This is a genomic window from Lonsdalea quercina, assembly GCF_900107885.1.
Lineage (GTDB): Bacteria > Pseudomonadota > Gammaproteobacteria > Enterobacterales > Enterobacteriaceae > Lonsdalea > Lonsdalea quercina.
Map to the genome: position 1 here is coordinate 128288 of NZ_FNQS01000008.1, position 23700 is coordinate 151987.

The 23700-nt window shown below is 55.8% G+C and carries 21 protein-coding genes, 1 tRNA gene and 1 pseudogene; 13 read left to right on the top strand and 10 right to left on the bottom strand.

Annotated features, from left to right (window positions below; translation table 11 throughout):
* Window positions 1-303 precede the first annotated feature (303 nt).
* The 6 genes from BLU64_RS12320 (at window position 304) to BLU64_RS12345 (ending at window position 6686) form a co-directional block, all read left to right on the top strand.
* The gene (locus tag BLU64_RS12320; RefSeq protein ID WP_026744073.1) at window positions 304-573 is read left to right on the top strand and encodes a hypothetical protein; all 270 of its coding nucleotides are present in this window, start codon (window positions 304-306) and stop codon (window positions 571-573) included.
* 114 nt (window positions 574-687) lie between these two features.
* Entirely contained in the window at window positions 688-1596 is a 909-nt protein-coding gene (locus tag BLU64_RS12325) for a homocysteine S-methyltransferase family protein (RefSeq protein ID WP_074728883.1), read from the top strand.
* A 67-nt stretch (window positions 1597-1663) separates the two neighbouring features.
* Window positions 1664-3205 carry an ABC transporter substrate-binding protein gene (locus BLU64_RS12330; RefSeq protein WP_026744075.1) on the top strand — a complete coding sequence of 514 codons (1542 nt, stop codon included), beginning with the start codon at window positions 1664-1666 and terminating at the stop codon, window positions 3203-3205.
* A gap of 58 nt (window positions 3206-3263) precedes the next feature.
* On the top strand, window positions 3264-4229 hold the full coding sequence (locus tag BLU64_RS12335) for an ABC transporter permease (RefSeq protein ID WP_051625594.1): 966 nt from the start codon (window positions 3264-3266) through the stop codon (window positions 4227-4229).
* Window positions 4230-4276: 47 nt separating this feature from the next.
* Window positions 4277-5098, top strand: a complete 822-nt coding sequence (locus BLU64_RS12340) for an ABC transporter permease (RefSeq protein ID WP_026744077.1) — start codon at window positions 4277-4279, stop codon at window positions 5096-5098.
* Window positions 5091-6686: an ABC transporter ATP-binding protein gene (locus BLU64_RS12345; protein WP_026744078.1), complete on the top strand. Its 1596-nt coding sequence runs from the start codon at window positions 5091-5093 to the stop codon at window positions 6684-6686. Before BLU64_RS12340 ends, BLU64_RS12345 begins: the two co-directional genes overlap by 8 nt.
* 122 nt (window positions 6687-6808) lie before the next feature.
* On the opposite strand, the gene ridA is transcribed toward BLU64_RS12345, so the two are convergent.
* From ridA to argF, 4 genes are all read right to left on the bottom strand, one after another.
* Window positions 6809-7195 (bottom strand): 2-iminobutanoate/2-iminopropanoate deaminase, encoded by a 387-nt coding sequence (gene ridA / locus BLU64_RS12350; RefSeq protein WP_026744079.1) that lies wholly within the window; start codon window positions 7193-7195, stop codon window positions 6809-6811.
* A 116-nt stretch (window positions 7196-7311) separates the two neighbouring features.
* Entirely contained in the window at window positions 7312-7776 is a 465-nt protein-coding gene (gene pyrI, locus BLU64_RS12355) for an aspartate carbamoyltransferase regulatory subunit (protein WP_026744080.1), read from the bottom strand.
* Between the two features lie 13 nt (window positions 7777-7789).
* On the bottom strand, window positions 7790-8725 hold the full coding sequence (gene pyrB / locus BLU64_RS12360; protein ID WP_026744081.1) for an aspartate carbamoyltransferase: 936 nt from the start codon (window positions 8723-8725) through the stop codon (window positions 7790-7792).
* Window positions 8726-9073: 348 nt separating this feature from the next.
* On the bottom strand, window positions 9074-10084 hold the full coding sequence (gene argF / locus BLU64_RS12365) for an ornithine carbamoyltransferase (protein ID WP_026744082.1): 1011 nt from the start codon (window positions 10082-10084) through the stop codon (window positions 9074-9076).
* Window positions 10085-10245: 161 nt separating this feature from the next.
* On the opposite strand from argF, the gene rraB reads away from it, so the two are divergent.
* Window positions 10246-10671 (top strand): ribonuclease E inhibitor RraB, encoded by a 426-nt coding sequence (gene rraB, locus BLU64_RS12370; protein ID WP_026744083.1) that lies wholly within the window; start codon window positions 10246-10248, stop codon window positions 10669-10671.
* Between the two features lie 75 nt (window positions 10672-10746).
* Here rraB and BLU64_RS12375 read toward each other — a convergent pair whose 3' ends face one another.
* The 4 genes from BLU64_RS12375 to pepA all read right to left on the bottom strand — a co-directional run bounded on the left by BLU64_RS12375 (window position 10747) and on the right by pepA (window position 16501).
* The gene (locus tag BLU64_RS12375) at window positions 10747-11250 is read right to left on the bottom strand and encodes a GNAT family N-acetyltransferase (RefSeq protein ID WP_074728885.1); all 504 of its coding nucleotides are present in this window, start codon (window positions 11248-11250) and stop codon (window positions 10747-10749) included.
* A gap of 287 nt (window positions 11251-11537) precedes the next feature.
* Window positions 11538-14393, bottom strand: a complete 2856-nt coding sequence (locus BLU64_RS12380; protein WP_074728887.1) for a valine--tRNA ligase — start codon at window positions 14391-14393, stop codon at window positions 11538-11540.
* Window positions 14394-14405: 12 nt separating this feature from the next.
* Window positions 14406-14855, bottom strand: coding sequence for a DNA polymerase III subunit chi (locus tag BLU64_RS12385; RefSeq protein WP_074728889.1), 450 nt, complete (start codon window positions 14853-14855; stop codon window positions 14406-14408).
* 137 nt (window positions 14856-14992) lie between these two features.
* Complete coding sequence (gene pepA, locus BLU64_RS12390) at window positions 14993-16501, bottom strand: leucyl aminopeptidase (RefSeq protein ID WP_074728891.1); 1509 nt, start codon at window positions 16499-16501, stop codon at window positions 14993-14995.
* Window positions 16502-16782: 281 nt separating this feature from the next.
* Between pepA and lptF the strand changes: the two genes are divergently transcribed.
* Window positions 16783-17883 (top strand): LPS export ABC transporter permease LptF, encoded by a 1101-nt coding sequence (gene lptF, locus BLU64_RS12395; RefSeq protein ID WP_026744088.1) that lies wholly within the window; start codon window positions 16783-16785, stop codon window positions 17881-17883.
* A complete protein-coding gene (gene lptG / locus BLU64_RS12400) occupies window positions 17883-18953 on the top strand; it encodes an LPS export ABC transporter permease LptG (RefSeq protein ID WP_074728892.1) in 1071 nt (356 codons plus the stop codon). Before lptF ends, lptG begins: the two co-directional genes overlap by 1 nt.
* A gap of 63 nt (window positions 18954-19016) precedes the next feature.
* Here the strand turns inward: lptG and BLU64_RS12405 are convergent, their stop codons facing one another.
* A complete protein-coding gene (locus tag BLU64_RS12405) occupies window positions 19017-20309 on the bottom strand; it encodes a DUF445 domain-containing protein (RefSeq protein WP_026744090.1) in 1293 nt (430 codons plus the stop codon).
* A gap of 202 nt (window positions 20310-20511) precedes the next feature.
* On the opposite strand from BLU64_RS12405, the gene BLU64_RS12410 reads away from it, so the two are divergent.
* The 3 genes from BLU64_RS12410 to BLU64_RS17025 all read left to right on the top strand — a co-directional run bounded on the left by BLU64_RS12410 (window position 20512) and on the right by BLU64_RS17025 (window position 23072).
* Window positions 20512-20596, top strand: a tRNA-Leu gene (locus BLU64_RS12410).
* Window positions 20597-20815: 219 nt separating this feature from the next.
* A complete protein-coding gene (locus tag BLU64_RS12415) occupies window positions 20816-22072 on the top strand; it encodes a tyrosine-type recombinase/integrase (RefSeq protein ID WP_026744091.1) in 1257 nt (418 codons plus the stop codon).
* A gap of 52 nt (window positions 22073-22124) precedes the next feature.
* Window positions 22125-23072, top strand: coding sequence for a hypothetical protein (locus BLU64_RS17025; RefSeq protein ID WP_051625595.1), 948 nt, complete (start codon window positions 22125-22127; stop codon window positions 23070-23072).
* A gap of 118 nt (window positions 23073-23190) precedes the next feature.
* On the opposite strand, the pseudogene BLU64_RS12425 reads toward BLU64_RS17025, so the two are convergent.
* Window positions 23191-23379, bottom strand: a pseudogene (locus tag BLU64_RS12425) (transcriptional regulator); the annotation flags it as partial.
* Between the two features lie 55 nt (window positions 23380-23434).
* Between BLU64_RS12425 and BLU64_RS12430 the strand changes: the two are divergent.
* Window positions 23435-23695, top strand: coding sequence for a DUF2442 domain-containing protein (locus BLU64_RS12430; protein WP_051625596.1), 261 nt, complete (start codon window positions 23435-23437; stop codon window positions 23693-23695).
* Window positions 23696-23700 lie beyond the last annotated feature (5 nt).

Here is a 23700-nt window from a genome sequence, read left to right on the forward strand (position 1 = left end):
TCCACAGGCACAACCGCGTCGCGTAAGGGCTTCACGAGGTTGTGGATGATTTTGTGGATAAACGCTATATGTAGGTCTTATTGAGAGTATAGACACTATATATTGAATTTTGCCAGGCGGGATTATAGTGATTTTGATTGGGAGGTTTATCTCCAATTTCATGCTGAGGTTGATGCAGAACAAAGAAATTTCTAAACAGCTTAAATTAGAGACGAATAGCGTGATGCCTTTTTTGTAAACGTTCGACATAGAGGTGGAAACCGTCTTTAAACGCCCAAAAAGGCATTAAAAGGATAGGGTTTTGTGTCCTTTGTCAGCCGTTTTTTTAACGACTTTGTTCCAATGACGACTTCATCACGTCGCCTGGCCCTCTTGCGCACGCTTTTTGCCTTCGTCGTGGAACATGTTTCCGGGCCGATCGTGTTCTACACGGGTGATGGTATTCCGCTATTGACTGCATTTTTCCCTGGTCTGTGCGAGGGAGGAAAGGCGCGCTTTCCCGTGTGCGTTCAAACCGCAAAGGGCTTGCCGTATTACCGTCGGGAGGGGGCGCTCGGCGGCAAGGCGAAATAGATGTAAGGCGTAGAAGCTCTCCGCTTTTTAGCTATCAAGGCTTCTAGACATCTATATGACTTTTTTTGTAAGGTGGACCACCATTTTTTCAGTTTCGCTGAGTAAGGAAGGACGATGTCAGACAACGTGCTGATTCTGGACGGCGGCATGGGCCGTGAACTGGCGCGGATTGGCGCGCCTTTCCGCCAACCCGAGTGGTCGGCGTTAGCGCTGCTGGAGTCTCCGCAACATGTACGGCAAGTGCATGATAGCTATATCGCCGCCGGTTCGCAGGTGATCACGGCGAACAGCTACGCCGTCGTGCCGTTCCATCTTGGCGATGATCGGTTTTACCAGCGCGGCCATGAACTGGCTGCGCTGGCTGGAAAGCTGGCGCGTGAAGCGGCGGACGCCGCACCGCACTCCGTGCGGGTCGCCGGTTCGCTGCCTCCGGCGCTGGGCTCTTATCGTCCCGATCTATTTTCCGCCGATGCCGCTGAACCTATCTTACGGGTGTTGATCGACGCCCTTGATCCCTATGTTGACGTCTGGCTGGCTGAAACCCAGAGTTCGCTGGCGGAGGTGACGCTGGTGCGTCAACTGCTGGCGGACGACCCGCGCGAACTGTGGCTTTCCTTTACGCTACAGGACGAACTGGATGAGCAGGGCCGCGCGCGGTTGCGCTCCGGAGAGACCATCGCCGAGGCGGCCAAAGGCGCATTCGCGCTGGGCGCCGCGAACGTGCTGTTTAACTGTAGCCGCCCGGAAGTCATGGCGCCCGCCGTCGCGGAGGCCCGCGCCCAGTTAAGCGAGCAGGGCGCGACCCTCGGCATCGGCGTGTACGCTAACGCGTTTGAGCCGGAAGACAATCGCCGGGAAGCGAATGAAGGCCTCAGCCGACTGCGTGCCGATACGCATCCTGAAGGGTATCAGCAGTGGGCCGCCGAATGGGTGGCGCAGGGCGCGACGCTGGTCGGCGGTTGCTGCGGCATCGGTCCTGAACATATTGCCCGCCTGGCGCAGGCGTTGCCGCATCGGGACTAAACCCCGACCGGCGTCTATAACGATAATAACCTCTCGCCACGCGCAGGGGACTACAGGGGAATACATCATGAATCGTCGTCACTTTATCAAGAACGCCTGCGCGCTTTCGGTGGCCACCGCCACCGCGGGCTGGCCGCTCGGCCATGCGTGGGGCGCGGATGCGACCGAAACGCCGAAGAAAGGCGGGCATTTGGTCGTCGGCGTGGATAATGCGTCCAGCACCGACCGCCTCGATCCTGCATTTTGGTTCGAAACCTACATGTATTTCGTCGGCTCCCAGCTGTTTAATAATCTGGTCGAGCTGGATGAACGCGGCGAACTCAGCCCGTCGTTGGCGGAGTCCTGGGACAGCCAAGAAGGCGGCCGCGTCTGGGTGCTGAAAATCCGGCAGGGCGTACAGTTCCATGACGGCCGCACGTTGACCGCCAAAGACGTCATCTATTCGCTGAATCATCACCGTAGCGCAGACTCCAGCTCGTCAGTCAAAGGCTATCTGGAGCCGGTCACGGCGCTGGAAGCGACCGGCACGCACGAAGTGACGATCCGCTTAAATGCGCCGAACGTGGAGTTCGTGGCGCTGCTGAGCGATGTGCATTTCGCTATCACGCCGGAGAACGAATCGTTCGATAAAGGCATCGGCACCGGCGCTTTTATTCTGGAAAGCTTCCAGCCCGGCGTGCGTACGCTGGTCAAACGCAACCCGAATCACTGGAACAGCGGGCGCGGCCACGTCGACTCGGTCGAAACGCTGGCGATGAACGACTCTACGGCCCGCGTCGCGGCGCTGGTGAGTGGCTCCGCGCATCTCATCAACCGCGTGAATCCGCGTATCGTCGGGCGCATTGAGAAGATGCCGAATCTACAGCTGCTGCGGTCGCATGATAGCCAGATCTTCACTTTCCCAGGCCTCGGCAATCTGCCGCCGTTCACCTCGCAGGACGGTCGACTGGCGCTCAAATACGCGATCGATCGCCAGCAGATCATCGACACCGTGCTGGGCGGTTATGGCACCGTCGCCAACGATAATCCGGTGTTCCCCTCCAGCCGCGACTTTGCGAAAGATATTCCGCAGCGTCCGTACGACCCGGAGAAGGCCAAATGGCACTGGCAGAAAGCCGGATTCAACGCGCCGCTGGTGCTGTCGGTCGCCGATGCGGGCTTTCCCGGCGCGGTGGATGCGGGCCAGCTCTATCAGGCCTCCGCTCAGCGAGCGGGCATTCCGTTAAAGGTGGAGCGTGTGCCTGACGATGCATTCTGGGACAATGTCTGGATGAAAAAACCGTTCGTGTCTTCCAACTGGTCTATGCGCCCGACGACGGATGCGCTGTTATCGCTGGTCTTCACCAGCACCGCGCCGTGGAATGAGTCCGGGTGGAAAGAACCGTCTTTCGACCAACTGGTGCAGGCGGCGCGCGGTGAAGTCAACGAAGACAAACGCCGTCAGATTTATCATGATATTCAGCTGATGCTGGTGGAAAAGGGCAGCGAAATCATTCCGCTGTACGCCGACTCTCTCGACGCGTGCAGTCAACGCGTGAAAGGGCTGACGGCCATTCCGGGCTTCCCGCTGAGCGGCAATCGCGCCGCAGAAAAATTGTGGCTGGCATAAGGATCGCCGGGCCGACAGGTAAAACGAGGTGAGCGTGCTTGATAGCGTAAGTACCCGCATGCCGCTGCTGACGATGATTTTGCGTCGTTTGCTGGCTGGCGGGGTGATGATCGTGGTGGTGTCGGCGCTGATTTTCGCCGGGATCCAGCTGTTGCCGGGGAATGCGGCGACCGCCATCCTGGGACAGACGGCCACGCCGGACGCCGTGAAGGCGCTCAATCTTCAGCTCGGGCTGGACCAACCGGCGTTGACGCGCTATGTCAGCTGGCTGTCGGGCATCGCCCACGGCGACTTCGGTCATAGCTTCACCAGCCGCCAGCCGGTCGGACCGGTGCTGGCCTATCGGCTTGAAAACACGCTGTTTCTGGCCGCCTGCACGTCTGCGGTGGCAGTGCCGTTGGCGCTGCTCATCGGTTTTCTATCGGTGCGTTATCAGGGCAGCTGGCTCGACCAGCTCTTGAACCTGTTTACGCGCACGGCGGTGGCGCTGCCGGAGTTTTTCTCGGGCTATCTGTTGATTCTCGTGTTCTCCATCACGCTTTATTGGCTGCCGAGCAACAGCAGCGTGAATGAGGGGATGCCGTTCGCGGACCGTTTAACCGCCGTCGCGCTGCCCGCCATGACGCTGCTGCTGGCGGTGCTGGGTCATATGAGCAACATGACGCGCGCCGCGCTGATCAGCGCCCAGAATGCCGCGTATGTCGATACCGCGCTGCTGAAAGGGCTGTCGCCTTCCCGCATCCTCTTGCGCCACGTGCTGCCCAACGCCTGGGGGCCGATCATCAACGTGATCGTGTTGAATCTGGCCTACCTGATGGTGGGCGTGGTGATTGTGGAAAACGTCTTTGTTTACCCCGGACTGGGACAATATATGGTCGACAGCATCAGCAAACGCGATATTCCGGTGATTCAGGACTGCGCGCTGGTGCTGGCCGCCATTTATATTTTGCTAAACCTGCTGGCGGACGTGGTGGCGTTGATGGCCAACCCGCGTTTACGCCACTCCCGGCCGTCGAACGGATGAGCCGGCGCGGCCCACAAGATCGTCTTGATGGTAATGGATAAGAGCACATGCCTCCTGTGAAACCTTCCGTTGTACTCGGCCTGTCAGGGCTGAGCCTGTTTATTCTGGTGGCCGTTTTCGCCCCCTGGATCGCGCCTTTCCCGGCCGATCAGGTGATCGGCGGCGCGTGGTCAGGGCCGATGGATCGCGCATGGCTGGGCACCGATAATTTGGGCCGAGACCTGTTTTCCCGATTGATTTGGGGGACGAGGACGTCGCTGACCGTGACGGCGCTGGCGGCCGCGTTGGCATTTGTTCTCGGCACGCTGCTCGGTTTTCTGGCCGGAGTGTGCGGCGGCGTGATCGATCAGGTCATCTCTCGCGTCAACGATGTGCTGATGGCGATCCCGACCCTGATCCTGGCGCTGGTGGTGCTCGCGCTGCTCCCGAAAAGCCTGTTCGTCATTATCGTCGTGCTGGGCGTGCTCGAAGCGACTCAGGTACTGCGTGTGGCGCGGGCGTTGGCGGTCGATCTGGCGACGCAGGAGTTTATTGAAGCCGCGCGGATGCGCGGCGAATCGATGCGCTGGATCCTGTGGCGGGAAATCTTGCCGAACGCGCTGACCACGCTGATCGCGGAGTTCGCACTGCGTTTTATTTTCATTCTGTTGTTCCTCTCCGCCCTGTCGTTTCTGGGGATGGGCATCCAGCCGCCGACCGCCGATTGGGGCGGGCTGGCGCGGGATAATAAAGACGGCATTCTGTTTGGCGTCTGGGCTGCGCTGGTGCCGGGCGCGGCGATCGCGCTGCTGGCGATATCGCTCAGCGTGGTGGCCGACTGGCTGCTGAGTCGCGACGGCCGTCGCTGGCAGGGAGGTCGACATGGTTGAGCTGCTGCGAGTCGAAGCATTAAAAGTGGTGGCGGGTGATAGCACGCTGGTTCAGGACATTTCGTTCTCGCTGAAAAAAGGCGAGGTGCTGGGGCTGATTGGCGAGTCCGGCGCGGGCAAGTCCACCATTGGTCAGGCGATTCTCGGTCACTGCCGCCACGGGATGCAGATTCAGGGCGGTCATATCTGGTTTCAGGGAACAGATCTGGCGGCGTTATCCGAGCGCCAGCTGCGCCGGGTGCGCGGTCCCCGCATCGCCTACGTTGCCCAGTCGGCCAGTACGGCTTTTAATCCAGCCCGCAAGATCGGCGAGCAAGTGATCGAAACGGCGGTGCGCCATCGTGTGATGTCGCGTCGACAGGCGATCGAACGGGCGATGACGCTGTTCGCTCAGCTGTCGTTGCCCGACCCGTCGAGCTTCTTCCAGCGTTATCCGCATCAGGTGTCCGGCGGGCAGTTGCAGCGGGCGATGATCGCGATGGCGATGTGCGCGGGACCGGAGCTGATTATCTTCGATGAACCGACCACGGCGCTGGACGTCACGACTCAACTTGGCGTGCTCAAAGCCATCGACGACATCATCCGTATGACCGGCGTGGCGGCACTTTACATCAGTCACGATCTGGCGGTGGTGGCGCAGCTGAGCCAGCGCATCATGGTGCTGCGCCGGGGGCGGCAGGTGGAAGTCGGCGCGACGGAGGCGATCCTGGCGCGCCCGTCGCAGGAGTACACCCGTCAGCTGTTGCAGGCGCGCGGCGAACCGAAAATGCCGCAGCCGGATGAGGGCGAGGTGCTGCTGGACATCGAGCAGTTAGAGGCGCGCTATCAGCGTCAGCCGGTGCTTCATGACATTTCGCTCCGTTTGGCGCGAGGGCGCACGCTGGCGGTGATCGGCGAGTCCGGGTCGGGCAAATCGACGCTCGGGCGCACGGTGTGCGGATTACTGGCGCCCAGTCAGGGAGATATCCGACTGCGGGGAGAAACGCTGCCTGCGACGCTGGCGAAGCGTAGCCGACGACAGCTGCAGTCCATTCAAATGATTCACCAGCACCCGGACATGGCGCTGAATCCGCGTCTCAGTGTGAGCGTGCAAATCGAGCGAGCGATGGTCTGCCTGACGGATCTTGACCCTGCCGCGCGCCGCGGGCGTGTCAATGCGTTGCTTGAGCAGGTCGGACTCTCCGCCGACATCGCACATCGTCTGCCGACGTCGCTCTCGGGCGGCCAGAAGCAGCGTGTGTGCATCGCTCGCGCGCTGGCCGCACAGCCGGAACTGATTATCTGCGATGAACCAACGTCTGCGCTGGACCCGCTGGTGGCGCGCGATGTGCTGGCGCTGTTGCGTCGCATCCAGCAGGAAACCGGCGTCTCCTACCTGTTCATCACGCATGATTTGCATGTGGTGCGGGAAGTCGCGGACAGCGTCGCGGTGTTACGTCAGGGGCGGATTGTCCGTCAGGGCCGGGTGGAAGAAGCGCTGTCTCCGCCGCTCGACGAGTATACCCGCGAGTTGCTGATCGCCGTACCGGAGATGCGCGGCGGCTGGTTGCAGGAAGTGATGGCGCAGAACGAGAGCGACGCCGATTAAGGGATGCGCGCGATTCCGCGCTGCTTTTCTGGACGGGTATGATGAATTAATACTTGGAGTTAAGATCGAAAAAGACGCGCCTTTCGGGGCGCGTCTTTTTTATTGGCGAGGAGGCGGCGCGCTTAGCGGCGAACGGCAATGGCCTCGATTTCGATCTTCACGTCTTTCGGCAGGCGAGCGACTTCCACGCAGGAGCGGGCCGGGAACGGGGCATCGTTTTCATTGAAGAAAGCTTCATAAGTCGCGTTCACCGTCGCAAAGTCGTTCAGGTCTTTGACGAATACTGTCATTTTCACCACGTCGCTCACCTTCAGACCGGCGGCTTCAACAATGGCTTTGACGTTTTCCAGCGACTGGCGTGCCTGCGCGGCGACGTCGTCAGGAACCAGACCGGTTTTAGGATCGACGGGGATCTGACCCGAGGTAAGTACCATATTGCCGAGATCGACGGCCTGAACATAAGGACCGATAGCGGCCGGAGCGTGTTCCGTACTGATAATGCGAGACATGTTTTCTCCTGATTGAGTCCGAATGCGTGCTTGCAGCATCCATTATTCCTGAAACATAACCCCATTCTACCCCGTGAGTCGCTTCACGAGGCAATAGGTTTCTGATATCCGGTCGCTCAGCGGCTGTTCAGCACCGCCTGACGTTCAAACTCTTTTTCGCAGTATTTGCACTTCAGCAGCACTTCGTCTTCATGAGATTTCACGGTGAAGGAAGAGGTGACCGGTTCGCTGTGGCTGATGCAGTTGGTGTTCGGGCAGGTCAGGATGCCGTGGACATGCTCAGGGAGTTGCGGATGCAGCTTGCGCACGACGTTGTACTGGTCGATCTGATTGACGGTTGCCTGCGGCGCGTACATCGCCAGCTGATTGGCCTGTTCTTCCGTCAGGAAAACGTTCTCGATCTTGATCAGGTCTTTGCGGCCTAGCTCGTTAGACGGCAGATTCAGACCGATGGTGATGCGCTGGTCGGTGTCGGTGAACTTGAACAGGGTGAGCAGCTTAAAGCCGATTTGCGCCGGAATGTGGTCGATCACCGTACCGCGTTTGATGGCTTCCACCTGTAATTTGTTGTCGTGAGTCATGTGTCTTCCTCTCTTACAGAACCAGTTCGCTGTTCAGCACCAGGGCCAGCAGAGCTTGACGCGCGAAAATGCCGTTGCCGGCCTGCTGGAAATAGTAGGCGTAGGGCGTGTCATCGACGTCGGTAGTGATTTCATCGATGCGTGGCAGGGGATGCAGCACTTTCAGATTCGCGCGCGCCTCGGCGAGATCCACGGCATGCAGGATGTACTGCGCTTTGATGTTGATGTATTCGGACGGGTCGAGCCGCTCTTTCTGGACGCGCGTCATGTAGAGGATATCCAGCGCCGGCACGACTTCTTCGATACTGTTATGCAGGCTATAAGGAATGTTCCGATCGTCCAGCATTTTCAAAATATAGTCCGGCATGGCCAACGCATCGGGCGCGATAAAGTAGAAGCGGTTGCCCTCGAACTTGGCCAGCGCCTGCGTCAGAGAGTGGACGGTGCGGCCGTATTTCAGATCCCCGACCATCGCGATGTTGATGTTATCCAACCGCCCCTGCGTTTCCTGAATGGTGAACAGGTCGAGCAGCGTCTGAGAAGGGTGCTGGTTGGCGCCGTCCCCGGCATTCAGGACGGGAATGCCCTGAGAGAACTCCGCTGCCAGACGAGCCGCGCCTTCCTGCGGATGGCGCATCACGATGGCGTCCACGTAGTTGCTGACCACGGAAATCGTGTCCGCCAGCGTCTCGCCTTTTTTTCCGAGCGACGTGTTGCTGCTGTCGGCGAAGCCTACCACGGAGGCGCCCAGACGGTGCATAGCGGTTTCGAACGAAAGACGGGTGCGCGTGGAAGCCTCGAAGAAGCAGCTGGCAATCACTTTATGTTTCAACAGCTCGGGCTGTGGGTTGGCTTTCAGGCTGGCGGCGACTTTCAGCGTCAGCAGCAGATCGTCCCGGCTGAGATCGTTGATTGAGATAATGTGTCTTTTATAAAGCGGATTGACCATTTGGCGATTCTCCTAACGGTTCGGCACGGTCTACAGGGTGGCGGCCTGACGCCCTTTTCGACAGACAAAAAAAAGCCCCTCAACGAGGGGCTTTTTTCAATGAAACAGGATGTACAGGGAGAAAAAACGCGGCGTGGCTGCCAGAAGGCAGTTGCGGTTGATGACCGACAAAGATGGCTGCGTTGTACATGGTTCCTCCCGGCAAACTGCCCGGAATTATACGCGCGGAAGAGGTGATTTCAAGCGAAAAACGCAGCTTTTGCCTGTCAGCAATCGGTTGCGAATGGATTGTGCTCCACTGCCGTCGACGGACCGATTATGGGGCCGGGACGACAGTGAAACGATGCGCTACAGGCTGGGACTCAGAGTGGCGACCATCACGGCTTTAATCGTGTGCATCCGGTTTTCCGCCTGATCGAACACAATGCTGTGTCTGGACTCGAATACCTCATCGGTGACTTCCATGCCGCCGTGCAACCCGTACTGTTCGGCCATCTGCTTGCCGATAGCCGTTTGGTCGTCATGAAAGGCGGGCAGGCAGTGCAGGAATTTAACCTGCGGATTGCCCGATGCTGCGATCATGGCCATATTGACCTGATAGGGTTTTAGCAAATCGATGCGCTGCGCCCACACGTCTTTGGGTTCTCCCATGGAGACCCACACGTCGGTATAGATGAAATCGACGTCTTTGACGCCCATCGCAATGTCTTCCGTCAGTGTGATGCTGCCGCCGGTTTTCTCTGCTGCGGCCTGACATTCCGCGACCAGACCCGTTTCCGGCCAGCAGCTTTTCGGGGCGATCAGACGCAGATCCAGTCCGGTTAACGCTGCCGCTTCCAGCATGGTGTTACCCATATTGTTACGGGCATCGCCGACGTAGGCCAGCTTCAGCCCGGACAGCGGGCGGCCAGGCGTGTGCTCCTGCATCGTCAGCAGGTCCGCCAGCAGCTGGGTGGGATGAAATTCATCGGTTAACCCGTTCCATACGGGGACGCCGGACAGCTCCGCCAGCGTTTCGACTCGCGCCTGACCATAGCCACGGTACTGAATACCGTCGTACATCCGTCCCAGCACGCGCGCCGTATCCTTCATGGACTCCTTATGACCAATCTGGCTGCCGCTTGGGGCCAGATAGGTGACCTGCGCACCCTGATCGTACGCAGCAACTTCGAAAGAGCAGCGAGTGCGGGTCGAATCTTTTTCGAAGATGAGTGCGATGTTTTTCCCTTGCAGGTGACGGGTTTCTGCCCCCTTTTTTTTGTCTGATTTCAGTTTTGCTGACAGGGATAACAGGCTGCTGATTTCTGCTGGCGTAAAATCCATGAGTCTCAAAAAATGACGTTTGTAGAACGGGTTCATTGTGCTTATCTCCGTGCGGACAATCCTTGTGATTGAATTAAAATTCACTTTATATGTGTAAATATTCAATTTCAAGTGCCAGGGTCAAACTTTGTGGTGGAGCCGGGTGCGGGGCTGTGGGACAATGCGACGATATCTCGCCGATTAATGAGGACTGAGTCATGGTAAACCGTGAATTGTTGGAAGAGCAGCGTGAAGAAACGCGGCTGATTATTGAAGAGTTGCTGGAGGATGGCAGCGATCCTGACGCGGTCTACACTATCGAGCATCACTTCTCCGCCGAGAAGTTCGAAGACCTGGAAAAGGTGGCGGTTGACGCCTTCAAGCTGGGCTACGAAGTCACGGATGCGGAAGAGCTGGAAGTTGAAGAAGGCTTGCTGCTGATGTGCTGCGACGTGATCAGCGAAGTGTCGCTCAAAGCCGAAATCATCGACGGCCAGGTCGAACAGCTGCTGGCATTGGCCGAGCGTCATGAGATCAATTACGATGGCTGGGGCACTTACTTCGAAGACCCGAACGGCTCTGACGAAGATGATGAAGGCGAAGGTGAATTTTACGACGAGGATGATGACGGCAAGCGTCACTAATTCTTCGATCTCTGCGAGGCCCTCTTCTCCGGGCCTCGCGATGTTGCCGGCGGCGTCACCGCCGTCAGCCATTTCTTACAGCGGCTTCATCATTCTCACTTCACAGTCCACATGACCGGTGCTCCCTAAGGCATAGGGAATTTGGCGAAATCCCAACTTTTCATAGAGCCGAATGGCGCTGGTAAGGTGGCCGGTCGTCTCCAGATAGCAGCGGCTAAAGCCGTGCTGACGGCCAAATTCCAGGGCTTGCTGTGCAAGCTGTCTGGCGAGCCCCCGTCCACGCGCCACCGGTAAAAAATACATCTTTTGTAGCTCGCAAATATCCGCATCTCCTCCTGACAGCGGGGCCACGCCGCCGCCGCCAACCACTTCGCCGCCGCACTCCACCACCCAATAAGCACACTGCGGGCGGTCGTACAGTTGGAACAGCGAGTCCAGATCGGGATCGGCGATGGTGTAGCCTTTGTCCGCCGTCAACCCGAACTCAGCCGACACGCGGCGGATCACGCCAGCCATCGCGGCGTTGTCGGCCGCAGTGATGGGGCGAATCAAAAGTTGAACGGGAGTTGCGATTGTCATGGTGCTTCAATGCTCGCTTTTCAGTTTACCGTCGTGGCCAAATGAGGAAAGTGGATACACTGACTGTAATAACACTTTATTCGGCTCGAATGCAATCGTCGCAGCCGTCCGTACACAGGCTGGCTGCGACGATTGTATAAGGGATTGCGTTATGCGTTTCGATATCCGACAAACGGACTGTAGAGGTATTGTTTAAAGGGGGACGCAATGCAATAAAAAGGGAGATCTGGACGATCTCCCTTTTTGTCGACCGCGAGCAGATCGCACGGGGTCGAAGATGATTTTGCTTACAGCGCGGCGATGGTTGCCTGCTGCTCCAGCAACTTCGCTTTCGCGTCAGCGTAGTGGGTCAGCTTCTCGCGCTCTTTGGCGACGACCGCTTCCGGGGCGCGCGCCACAAAACCTTCATTCGCCAGTTTGCTTTCGATACGCGAGATCTCGCCATCGATCTTCGCGACCTCTTTCGCTAAGCGATCCAGCTCGCTGACCTTGTCGATCAGACCGGCCATCGGGATCAGCAGCTCGGCGCCGTCCACCAGCTTGGCGACGGAAACCGGGCCTTTATCGCCGGCAGGCAGGACGTCGATGCTCTCTAGTCGCGCCAGCGTTTTGATGAAGCTGAGGTTCTCTGCTACCCGGCGCTGCGCGTCGGCGTTGCTGTCGCGCAGCAGCATTTCCAACGGTTTGCTGGGAGCAATATTCATCTCGGCGCGAATGTTACGCACGGCGATAATGGTTTGTTTAATCCACTCCAGATCGTGCAGCGCCTGACTGTCTTCCAGCGCGACATCGAAGGCCGGGAACGGCTGCAGCATGATGGTATCGGCATCGATGCCTTTCAGCGTTTTCACGCGCTGCCAGATCGTTTCCGTGATGAACGGAATAATCGGGTGCGCCAGACGCAGCAGCGCTTCCAGCACCTGTACCAACGTGTGACGGGTGCCGCGAAGTTCCGCTTCGCTGCCGCCGTTCATGACCGGCTTGGCCAGTTCCAGATACCAGTCGCAGAACTGGTTCCAGGTGAACTCATAGAGGATGTTGGCCGCGAGATCGAAGCGGTAGCTGTCGAGCGCCTCACGGTAGGCTTTCACCGTGCGATTGAATTCAGCCAGAATCCAGCGGTCGGCCAGAGACAGGACACGTTCGCCGCCTTGCATACCGCAATCCTGTCCTTCGGTGTTCATCAGGACGAAACGGCTGGCGTTCCACAGCTTGTTACAGAAGTTGCGATAGCCTTCCAGGCGCTTCATGTCCCAGTTGATGTCGCGACCCGTGGAGGCCAGCGCCGCCAGCGTGAAGCGCAGGGCGTCGGTACCGTGCGGTTCGATACCGTTCGGGAACTGCTTCTCTGTGCGCTTGCGGATTTTTTCCGCCAGCTGCGGCTGCATCATATTGCCGGTACGTTTTTCCAGCAGCGCTTCCAGAGAGATGCCGTCGACCATATCCAGCGGGTCGATGACGTTACCCTTGGATTTGGACATTTTCTGGCCTTCGTCATCACGAATCAGACCGGTCATGTAGACGGTGTTGAACGGCACCTGCGGCTGGCCGTTTTCATCTTTGATGAAATGCATCGTCAGCATAATCATGCGGGCGATCCAGAAGAAAATGATGTCGAAGCCGCTGACCATCACGCTGCTTGGATGGAACGCTTTCAGCTCTGGCGTCTGTTCCGGCCAACCCAGCGTGGAGAAGGTCCACAGCCCGGAGGAGAACCAGGTGTCCAGCACGTCTTCGTCCTGAGTCAGCGCGACATCCTCCGCCAGATGGTTTTCGCGGCGCACTTCGGCTTCATCGCGGCCGACGTAGACGTTGCCGTTGGCATCGTACCAGGCCGGAATACGGTGGCCCCACCACAACTGACGGGAGATACACCAGTCCTGGATATCGCGCATCCAGCTGAAGTACATGTTTTCATACTGCTTCGGTACGAACTGGATACGACCCTCTTCCACGGCTTCCACCGCCTGTTTGGCCAGCGGCGCCGTGCGGACGTACCACTGGTCGGTCAGCATCGGTTCGATCACCACGCCGCCGCGGTCGCCGTAAGGCACCGTCAGGTCATGCGCTTTGATCTCTTCCAGCAGGCCCAATTCGTCGAAAGCGGCCACGGTCGCTTTGCGCGCGGCAAAGCGTTCCATGCCGCGGAAGGCTTCCGGGATGGTGCCGTCATAGACATCGGAGGCATTACCGTTGGTGTCGAACACTTCCGCCTGCTCACGGATATCGCCGTCGAAGGTCAGGATGTTGATCATGGGCAGCGCGTGACGTTTACCGACTTCATAGTCGTTGAAGTCGTGGGCTGGCGTGATTTTTACGCAGCCAGTGCCTTTTTCCATGTCGGCATGTTCGTCCGCGAGGATAGGGATGCGGCGGCCGATCAGCGGCAGAATGACGTCTTTGCCGATCAGATCTTTATAGCGAGGATCTTCCGGGTTTACCGCCACGCCGGTATCACCCAATACGGTCTCGGGACGGGTGGTGGCGACGATCAGATAGTCTTTGCCTTCCGCCGTTTTGGCGCCGTCGGCCAGCGGGTAACGCAGGTGCCACATGGAGCCTTTGACGTCGCGGTTCTCCACTTCCAGATCGGAGATGGCGGTGCGCAGTTTCGGATCCCAGTTCACCAGGCGTTTGCCGCGATAGATCAGATCTTCTTTGTAAAGGCGGACGAAGACTTCCTTCACGGCGTCGGACAGGCCTTTATCCATGGTGAAGCGTTCGCGCTCCCAGTCCACGGAGTTGCCCAGACGTCGCATCTGGCGCGTGATGGTGCCGCCGGATTCTTCTTTCCACTGCCAGATTTTGTCGATGAAGGCTTCGCGGCCGTAATCGTGGCGCGTTTTGCCTTCTTCGGCGGCGATTTTACGCTCAACCACCATCTGCGTGGCGATACCGGCATGGTCGGTCCCCGCTTGCCACAGCGTATTTTTGCCCTGCATGCGCTGATAGCGGATCAGAGTATCCATAATGGTTTGTTGAAAAGCATGACCCATGTGCAGGCTGCCGGTGACGTTGGGCGGCGGAATCATGATGCTGAAGCTTTCTTGCTCGGTATCGCCGTTTGGCTTGAAGTAGCCTTGTTTTTCCCAGTGCTCGTAAAGCGGCTGCTCTATATCGTGCGGGTTGTATGTCTTTTCCATTATGCTCAAAATTCAGTGGGTTGGCGGTGTAGCCGTGGTCAATCGGAAGCCGACGCTGCGATAGGCTTTATAGCGGTCGCGCGCCAACTGTTTCAGGGATTCTTCGTAAGGGACAAAGTCTATCACTTCATGGAAAGCGGTGGCAAAATCTGCGAACTGCGGTTGCAGGTTGATCAAGACCTCGCGCGGCGCGTTGCCTCGCTTGTGGGGCCAGGCCAACTCGACAGCAGCCCCCTGACGCGGACCTTCCCCCGCCAGGTTGTGCGGCACGAAGGTGTGTGGCGGACGCTGCCACAAGGCTTCATCCAGCCGCTGCGCCTGCGCCTCGTCTTCACAGGCAACGAGCACCCGTTTGCCCGCTCGCCACAGTGTGGCGGCCAGCTCGCAGGTCAGTGCTTCCACCGCGTTAAGTTCTCCGCTTTGGTCTTCTGTTTCGAGAAGATAGAACGTTGCGTTTTTCATGATTACCTAAATTTCCGTCGCTGGTTTCTGACTGGAGCGGGTAGACAAGGCTTGCGTTAAACGCAGATTCCCGCCTGCGCGGGAATCGCCTAAGTGTCGTGATGCGCCGGATGCACTGTCAGCGCGGGTAGGTACCCTTACTCGACGTCGTTCAGACCGGCACGGTTGAGTAAGAACTGTGACAACAGCGCCACCGGACGGCCCGTCGCACCTTTGGCTTTGCCGGAACGCCAAGCGGTACCGGCGATGTCCAGGTGCGCCCAGCTGTATTTACGCGTGAAGCGAGACAGGAAACAGGCCGCCGTAATGGCGCCGCCGGGACGACCGCCGATGTTCGCCATATCGGCGAAATTGGACTCCAGCTGTTCCTGATATTCGTCCTGCATCGGCAAGCGCCATGCCCGGTCGCCAGCCTGTTCTGAAGCGCCCAGTAGCTCATGCGCCAGCGGATTGTGATTGGACATCAGGCCGGTGATGTGGTGACCCAGCGCAATCACGCAGGCGCCGGTGAGCGTGGCGATATCGATAACCACATCCGGTTCGTAACGTTCGACGTAGGTCAGGGCGTCGCACAAGACCAGTCGGCCTTCCGCATCGGTATTCAGGACTTCCACCGTCTGACCTGACATGGTGGTCAGGATATCGCCCGGCCGGTAAGCGCGCCCGTCGACCATGTTCTCACAGCCCGCCAGTACGCCGATGATGTTCAGCGGCAGTTCCAGCTCCGCCGCCATCCGCATGACGCCATATACCGTGGCGGCGCCGCACATGTCGTATTTCATTTCGTCCATGCTGTCGGCGGGTTTGATGGAGATGCCGCCGGAGTCGAACGTCAGTCCTTTGCCGACCAGCACGATGGGTTTAGCGTCGGCGTCGGGGTTGCCTTTATATTCAATCACCGACATCAGCGACTCGTTTTGAGAGCCTTGTCCCACGGCTAGATAGGCGTTCATCCCCAGCTCTTTCATCTGCTGTTCGCCGATGACGCGGGTGGTGACGTGGCCGTAGGCGTCAGCCAACTGACGGGCTTGCGATGCCAGATAGGCGGCGTTGCAGATATTAGGCGGCATGTTGCCGAGGTCTTTGGCGGCTTTGATGCCGGAGGCAATCGCCAGACCGTGCTGAATGGCGCGTTCGCCGGAGGTGAGCTCGCGGCGGGTCGGGACGTTGAAGACCATTTTGCGCAGTGGACGGCGCGGTTCCACCTTGTTGGTTTTCAGTTGATCGAACGTGTACAGCGTCTCTTTCGCTGTTTCAACGGCCTGACGCACTTTCCAATAAGTGTTACGACCTTTTACATGCAGCTCGGTCAGGAAGCAGACGGCTTCCATAGAGCCGGTATCGTTAAGGGCGTTGATGGTGCGCTGGACCACCTGCTTGTACTGGCGCTCGTCGAGCTCGCGCTCCTTTCCGCAACCGATCAGCAGGATGCGCTCGGAAAGAATGTTCGGTACATGGTGCAGGAGCAATGATTGGCCGACTTTGCCTTCCAGCTCGCCACGGCGCAGCAGGGCGCTGATGTAGCCGTCACTGATTTTATCCAGTTGTTCGGCGATAGGTGACAGACGACGCGGTTCGAATACACCGACGACAATGCAGGCACTGCGCTGTTTTTCCGGGCTACCGCTTTTTACGCTGAACTCCATGTACTCTCCTGAATCTTTAAAGACAACAGCGGGTGCTACGGTTAGAATGTGGCACTCCGTAATACTTTCCCGCCGTCGCGTTAACATAACCTGTGTTAATCTGAACGACGTAGCGAATCTGTAATAAGGCTTTGCAGGTTCTGATAGCACATCCCGAACGCAGGATGTTGTAATACCGGTTTAGCTACGAGAAGGTTGCCACAAATGAGTATAAATGGCGAGTTAGCGAAAAAACTATCGACTTTCCTGCAAAAAGACAAGTTTTCACAGGCGTATTGAGCGTGATCATCATTCGATATCTGGTACGGGAAACCTTTAAAAGCCAGCTGGCTATCCTGTTTATTCTGCTGCTGATTTTTTTCTGTCAGAAATTAGTGCGAATACTGGGCGCGGCGGTGGACGGTGACATCCCGACTAATCTGGTTTTATCCCTATTGGGGCTGGGCGTGCCGGAAATGGCGCAGCTTATTTTGCCGTTGAGCCTGTTTCTCGGGTTGCTGATGACCTTTGGGCGACTGTATGCCGAAAGTGAAATCACCGTGATGCACGCATGCGGACTGAGCAGAAACGTGCTGCTGAAGTCTGCGGCCTGGCTGGCGTTAGCGACAGCCGTGGTGGCGACGGTCAACGTGCTGTGGCTCAGCCCCTGGTCGTCGCGGCATCAGGACGAGGTGCTGGCCGAGGCCAGAGCGAATCCTGGTATGGCTACGTTGGCGGAAGGGCAGTTCCAGCAGTCTCAGGACGGCAATTCAGTGTTATTCGTGGGTAACGTCAGCGGCAAGGAGTTCGAACACGTATTCCTGGCTCAGATGCGTCCACGTGACAACGCGCGGCCTTCCGTGGTGGTGGCCGATCACGGCACTGTCTCACAGGGCGACGACGGTTCGCAGATAGTGACGTTGAATAAAGGCACTCGCTATGAAGGGACGGCCATGATGCGTGACTTCCGCATCACGGACTTCTCGGACTATCAAGCGTTGATAGGACATCAGGCGGTCACGGTCGACCCTAACAACGTTGAGCAGATGGATATGAGGTCGCTGTGGCGTTCCGATGATATCGGCGCTCGTGCCGAGTTTCACTGGCGCCTGACGCTGATCTTGTCTGTACTGGTGATGGCGATTATCGTCGTACCGCTTAGCGTGGTGAATCCTCGCCAGGGTCGCGTGCTGAGCATGTTGCCTGCCATGTTGCTCTATCTGATTTTCTTTCTGCTGCAGACTTCGCTGCGATCTAATGCCGGTAAGGGCAAGCTCGATCCGCTGGTATGGATGTGGCTCACCAATGCGGTTTATGTGGCGATTGCCGTAGCGCTCAACCTGTGGGACAGCGTTCCATTGCGTAAACTGAGATACCGCCTGACACAAAGAGGAGCGGCCTGATGTTTGGTGTTTTAGACCGCTATATCGGTAGAACTATTTTCAATACCATCATGATGACGCTGTTCATGCTGGTATCGCTATCCGGCATCATCAAATTTGTCGAGCAGCTGCGTAAAGTCGGGCAGGGCGGTTATTCGGCCTTGGGCGCGGGGTTCTATACCTTGCTTAGCGTTCCGAAAGATATTGAAACGTTTTTCCCGATGGCGGCGCTGTTAGGCGCACTGCTGGGATTGGGAACGCTGGCGACGCGCAGCGAACTGGTCGTCATGCAAGCTTCCGGCTTTTCCCGCCTGCAGATTGCAGGTGCGGTCATGAAGACGGCTATCCCGCTAGTGCTGCTGACTATGGCTATCGGCGAGTGGGTGGCGCCGCAGGGCGAACAGATGGCGCGTAATTTCCGTTCGCAGATGATGTTCGGCGGTTCGATGCTGTCTACCCAGAACGGGATGTGGGCCAAAGATGGAGCTGATTTCGTTTTCATTCAGCGCGTTGTGGGCGAGAAAGAGCTGGCGGGCGTGAGTATTTATCACTTCGATTACGACCGTAAGCTGCTGTCGGTCCGTTATGCGGCCTCTGCCACCTTTGACGGCGGCGTATGGAAACTGTCGCAGGTCGATACGTCTGAACTGACCGACAGCAAAAAGATCGGCGGCAGCCAGACCTTGAGCGGTGAATGGCATACGAGCCTGACGCCCGACAAGCTGGGCGTGGTGGCGCTGGAACCCAGCGCGCTTTCCATCAGCGGCCTGCATAATTACATTAGTTACCTGAAGCAGAGCGGACAAGAGTCGGGCCGTTACCAGCTCAATATGTGGAGCAAAATCTTTTCTCCGCTATCGGTGGCGGTGATGATGCTGATGGCGCTGTCGTTTATTTTCGGCCCGTTGAGAAACGTGCCAGCGGGTATGCGTATCGTCATTGGTATCAGCTTCGGCTTCCTGTTTTACGTGCTGGACCAGATCTTTGGTCCGTTGAGCCTGGTGTACCATATGCCGCCAGTGTTGGGGGCTTTGCTCCCGAGCCTCCTGTTCCTGACCATCAGTGTGATGCTACTGCTGAAACGGCGCTAGACGTTCTCAGTTGTTGATTTAAACGGGCCTGTTGGCCCGTTGTCTTTTGTAACGAATCATCGGCTAAAGCGCGGCTGAAGCGCGCAGTATGACAATCAGGTCAGGCAGTTGCGACAGCAGATACAGTCCCAATCCAATACTTCCCCCCACCAGCGTGCCGTTGATGCGAATGAACTGTAGATCTTTACCGATATTCAGTTCGATCAAATACGACATCTCTTGAGCATCCCAGCTTTTCACCGTATCGCTGATATGGCGCGTCAGAAAGTCTGCGAACTCTGGCGCAAGAGTGCGCACCGCCTCTTCCAAATGCTGATTCAGCGACGTTCGCAGTCCCTCATCCTCCATCAACGTTTGCCCCAGCCACTGACCGATGGCGCTGATGTGGGCCTGTACGGCGGAGTCGCTTTGATTGAGGTCGGCCTTGAGCCAGGCGCGCAGGTCGCCCCAAAGGTCGCTCAGATAGTGATTCAGCGCTTCGTCGTTTTTCAAATAGCGCTTAATCGCTTCGGCTCGCCGCGCCATTTCCGGGTCTGTGCGAAGTCGTTCAATCAGCCGTGCGACGCTACGATTAAAGTGCTGACGCAGTTCGTGACCCTCGTCGCGCACTACCTCGTCCAGCAGCGTGTTAACCGCATTGGCGACCACCTCGGCGCTGCGTTCACCCAGCCATTCCGAGGGCAGGATCTTTTCCGTGACCGGATGCTCGCGTTTCAGCCAACGGACGATCTGGACCGCAATAAATTCGCGTGTCGAGGGCTTGTTCACCATCCTCAGCAGTTGTTCAATGATCGTGTCCAGCAACTGTTGGTGGCGATTATTTTTAGTCAGACTGTCCAATAGAGCGGCGACGGACTGGGTGAGGTCCACTTTATCTATAGCTTTGTGGACCGCACGGCGAATAAATCGCTGAATACGCTGGTCATCCGCCATATCTAAAATGCCGCGCATAAATTGCAGCAGGTAGCTACCTAGCCGTTCGGCGTTCTCGGGGGTCTGCAGCCACCGGCCTACGATTTGAGCGGGATTATGTCGACGAATCAGTGTTAAGAGTGATTCGGTATCGAGGAACTTCTCCTGAACAAAGCGGGCGAGATTGTCTGCTATCCGCGTTTTATTACGTGGAATAATCGCGGTATGGCGGGATATCAATGGTAGCGGGACCCGGCGGAATAGCGCTACAACGGCGAACCAGTCCGCCAGAGCGCCGACCATCGACGCTTCGGCGATCGCCTTCGCCCCACTCACCCAGAAGTTGGGGGGGAGACACAGGGTTACCACAAAGATGGCGGCCGCAAGAGCGAGCAACGACAGCGCCAGACGTTTGGCGCGTTTCAGTTCAGCTTCTTTATTCATGCGTTAAGGTTACCCTGTTTTGCTCTGAACAGGCCAAGCGATTATGCATTCAAGCCGCAGACGCCTCTGTGGAACCGGGTTGTCATCGTGCAGGGCGGTGATAAGACGAATTTTTCATCACTCAGTCGCGGATTGATGGATTAAGGTTGCACGGACGTGGCTGCACGGTATAATCCCCCCGTTTTCCGCATACTACTTCAGTGCCGAAGTGGCGAAATCGGTAGACGCAGTTGATTCAAAATCAACCGTAGAAATACGTGCCGGTTCGAGTCCGGCCTTCGGCACCATTGTGGAAAAATCAGTCACCTTCGGGTGGCTTTTTTTATGTCCATAATCTTCCGTCAATGTCCATATTTCTTTGTTAAATAAGTGATTTTTGCTTATCTGTCTATTCTCTGATTTACATGCTTTATCCACATTGGTCTTTTTTCGTCCATTGACATCCAGATGATTTGGGGGTCAAGATGAGGGTCAGTTCACTTCGATTAGGAGTTGACCCCCAAATTATGGCGCTGACTGACGTTGTTGCCCGTACCGCCAAGCCCCGCGACAAAGCCTATAAGCTCGCGGACGCGCACGGCCTGTATCTTTTGGTGAGTCCTAACGGCTCTAAGCGCTGGTATCTTAAGTACCGTTTTGAAGGTAAGGAAAGCCGGATTGCGTTCGGTGCCTATCCGCTAGTCTCGCTGGCAAAGGCCAGAGAGAAGCGTGACGAGGTGCGATTGCTGCTGTTGGAGGGCATCCACCCAACGGAAAAGCGCGAAGAACAAAAAGAGCAGGCGCAAGAGGCGTTGAATACTTTTGCGAAGATCGCGCAGGACTGGCACCGAAACATTAGCCAAAACCGGTGGTCAGAAACACACGCCGGAAGGGTATGGCGCGATATGGAACGAAATTTACTGCCTGCTATCGGGCATCGCCATATTGCCGACCTGAAAACCAAAGACCTGCTGGAGCCGCTGAAAGTCGTGGAACAGAACGGTCATCTTGATTTGGCGTCACGACTGCGCCAGCGCGTCACCGATATCATGCGCTACGCGGTGCAGAACGATCTGATAGAGCGTAACCCCGCGCAAGACCTCTCCGGGGCGATAGCCACGCCAAAAGCCACCCATCGGCCAGCGTTGAAACTGAACAAGCTACCGGATTTTCTGGCAAGGATTGAACACCACAAAGGGCGGGCATTAACCAAGCTGGCGTTAAAACTTACTCTGTGCGTTTTCATCCGCTCCAGCGAGCTACGTTTTGCCCGCTGGCCGGAAATCGATTTTAAACGCGCGATGTGGACGATACCGGCTGAACGTGCAGTCATCCCCGGTGTGAAGCATTCGCAGCGCGGCGCAAAGATGCGCTCTGAACATCTGGTGCCATTATCCCGACAGGCTTTAGCGCTGCTGGAAGAGATTAAGACCATCAGCGGCGCTCATGAACTGATCTTCCCCGGCGATCGTCGGCCAACTAAACCGATGAGTGAAAACACCGTCAACAATGCATTACGAACCATGGGTTATGACACCACCGCCGAGGTTTGCGGACACGGCTTCCGCACTATGGCCTGTAGTGCACTGGTCGAATCCGGCCAGTGGTCACGGGATGCGGTAGAAAGGCAAATGAGTCATCAGGAACGCAACGGCGTCCGTGCTGCCTATATCCACAAAGCGGAGCATCTGGATGAGCGCAGGCTAATGCTGCAATGGTGGGCAGATTATCTGGATGCGAACCGGAAAGAGTATGTGGTGCCGTATGAGTTTAGAAGGTATTAAAATTACTCATACATTAATTTTTAATCTGAAATTATTTTATGGATGAATTGCAATGCTATTTAAAAAAACAAAAGATAACTTTATTTATATTGTTTTGTCATTTTTTTTAATTGGTAATATGTTTTTAATTAATCAGGCGTTTTACCTCAAAAAATTACTTATTATTTCTTTTCTTGTTATTACTGTTTCTGCTTGCTTCTTTCAGAAGGGAAAACTTGAAGGAATAATAAGGTATTTTATCTATTTTAATAATGATAAGATTGTTAAAAAGATATCAGGGATAATGTCATTACTTTCCTTGTTGTTTTTTATATTATCATTATTTTCCCTAAACATGGGTTTGATATGGTTTGCTAGATGGTTTATTTTAATATTTATTATTAATGTTGCTGTTAGTGGAATACTTGTTTTCTTTGATCTTGAACGCAGCGGTCATATTGTTTTTAATAAAATGAAATTTGTTTTTGGTAGTGCTGTATCTTTACTTTATTTAATTACAAGTGCTTATGCGGCTAGTTATTTCATGCAATTTAGTAACATGGATGTAAGTGACTCCCCATTGCTTGAATTTGGATGGAAACTGGCTTTCTTTACTATATATTTTTTTATGATACTACAACCAGTTTCATATTTTGTTTTTCTATCGATATCAAATAAATTGATCGGCCATCAGTTAATTACTTTTTTCGGGATTCTCATGGTTACATCGCTGCTATTATTTGCAGTGCCTCGCTGGGCAGAAAATTTCATAGTGCTAGTACTTGATTGGGCAACAAGTAGTGAATGGCATAATTCAGCAATGTGTGGTTCTTTGAGGATTAGTGACTCAACTGAGCGATATTTTGGATTCAATACAGACAAGTACACAGTTTATTTCTCTAATCGCGATGGGAAATGGGGATTTGAAGAACTTCAATGTGCTAAAGATGACAAAAATCAGGACTCGTTTACCCGCGTGCTTGTGGAACAGTCAAATATGCCTCAGTGGTTTAAAGAATAGACCATCGATAGCTATATTAAACAACAGAGTGCCCAGGTAATACTTTCTATTGGGTAGCTGTTATTTACCTATGTACCGCGCCAGCCCCTTTTTTAGGAGGGGCTGGCGCTCATTTTTCTTATGTGGATGATTTTCCCTGCGACTCATAATATCCAAGAATCATTTCCGCCAGATCGTCTTCCACCGTACAGAAGTAGCAAGCCGGAACCTGTAGCACCGATGCTAATCGACAATCCAGCTCAAAATCCAACGTGGGAATACCGCACTCACATTGATTCATACGAGCGCTGGCCGTCGCTTCATCAATTTTGATGATTTTGGTACGGTAAAGGACAGGAAAGCGCGAAAAGGAAAAGAGCCAGATGAAAAGGGTGAAAAAACTGTTATCTGATAAACCCCCAATAACTATCTATTTTTCAAATGAATACCTGCATCTACAGGCTGAGGGGAAAAAACTGTTAGACGTTCCACTTAAAAACTTCCCACGTCTCGAACGTGCTACGGCTGAGCAGCGGGATAATTTCACCTTTAGTTTCAGTGGCATACATTGGGAAACGCTTGATGAGGATATAAATATTGAGGCGCTTTACGCTGGTGCGGTCAAGGATATAACTAAACAATAATTTGT

Coding starts and splice junctions, on each gene's coding strand:
- pepA (WP_074728891.1), bottom strand. CDS start 16,501: ATGGAGTTCAGCGTAAAAAGCGGTAGCCCGGAAAAACAGCGCAGTGCC.
- BLU64_RS12340 (WP_026744077.1), top strand. CDS start 4,277: ATGCCTCCTGTGAAACCTTCCGTTGTACTCGGCCTGTCAGGGCTGAGC.
- BLU64_RS17025 (WP_051625595.1), top strand. CDS start 22,125: ATGCTATTTAAAAAAACAAAAGATAACTTTATTTATATTGTTTTGTCA.
- BLU64_RS12375 (WP_074728885.1), bottom strand. CDS start 11,250: ATGACAATCGCAACTCCCGTTCAACTTTTGATTCGCCCCATCACTGCG.
- BLU64_RS12415 (WP_026744091.1), top strand. CDS start 20,816: ATGGCGCTGACTGACGTTGTTGCCCGTACCGCCAAGCCCCGCGACAAA.
- lptG (WP_074728892.1), top strand. CDS start 17,883: ATGTTTGGTGTTTTAGACCGCTATATCGGTAGAACTATTTTCAATACC.
- pyrB (WP_026744081.1), bottom strand. CDS start 8,725: ATGGTCAATCCGCTTTATAAAAGACACATTATCTCAATCAACGATCTC.
- BLU64_RS12405 (WP_026744090.1), bottom strand. CDS start 20,309: ATGAATAAAGAAGCTGAACTGAAACGCGCCAAACGTCTGGCGCTGTCG.
- pyrI (WP_026744080.1), bottom strand. CDS start 7,776: ATGACTCACGACAACAAATTACAGGTGGAAGCCATCAAACGCGGTACG.
- ridA (WP_026744079.1), bottom strand. CDS start 7,195: ATGTCTCGCATTATCAGTACGGAACACGCTCCGGCCGCTATCGGTCCT.
- BLU64_RS12380 (WP_074728887.1), bottom strand. CDS start 14,393: ATGGAAAAGACATACAACCCGCACGATATAGAGCAGCCGCTTTACGAG.
- argF (WP_026744082.1), bottom strand. CDS start 10,084: ATGAACCCGTTCTACAAACGTCATTTTTTGAGACTCATGGATTTTACG.
- BLU64_RS12430 (WP_051625596.1), top strand. CDS start 23,435: ATGAAAAGGGTGAAAAAACTGTTATCTGATAAACCCCCAATAACTATC.
- BLU64_RS12330 (WP_026744075.1), top strand. CDS start 1,664: ATGAATCGTCGTCACTTTATCAAGAACGCCTGCGCGCTTTCGGTGGCC.
- BLU64_RS12325 (WP_074728883.1), top strand. CDS start 688: ATGTCAGACAACGTGCTGATTCTGGACGGCGGCATGGGCCGTGAACTG.
- rraB (WP_026744083.1), top strand. CDS start 10,246: ATGGTAAACCGTGAATTGTTGGAAGAGCAGCGTGAAGAAACGCGGCTG.
- BLU64_RS12335 (WP_051625594.1), top strand. CDS start 3,264: ATGCCGCTGCTGACGATGATTTTGCGTCGTTTGCTGGCTGGCGGGGTG.
- BLU64_RS12385 (WP_074728889.1), bottom strand. CDS start 14,855: ATGAAAAACGCAACGTTCTATCTTCTCGAAACAGAAGACCAAAGCGGA.
- BLU64_RS12345 (WP_026744078.1), top strand. CDS start 5,091: ATGGTTGAGCTGCTGCGAGTCGAAGCATTAAAAGTGGTGGCGGGTGAT.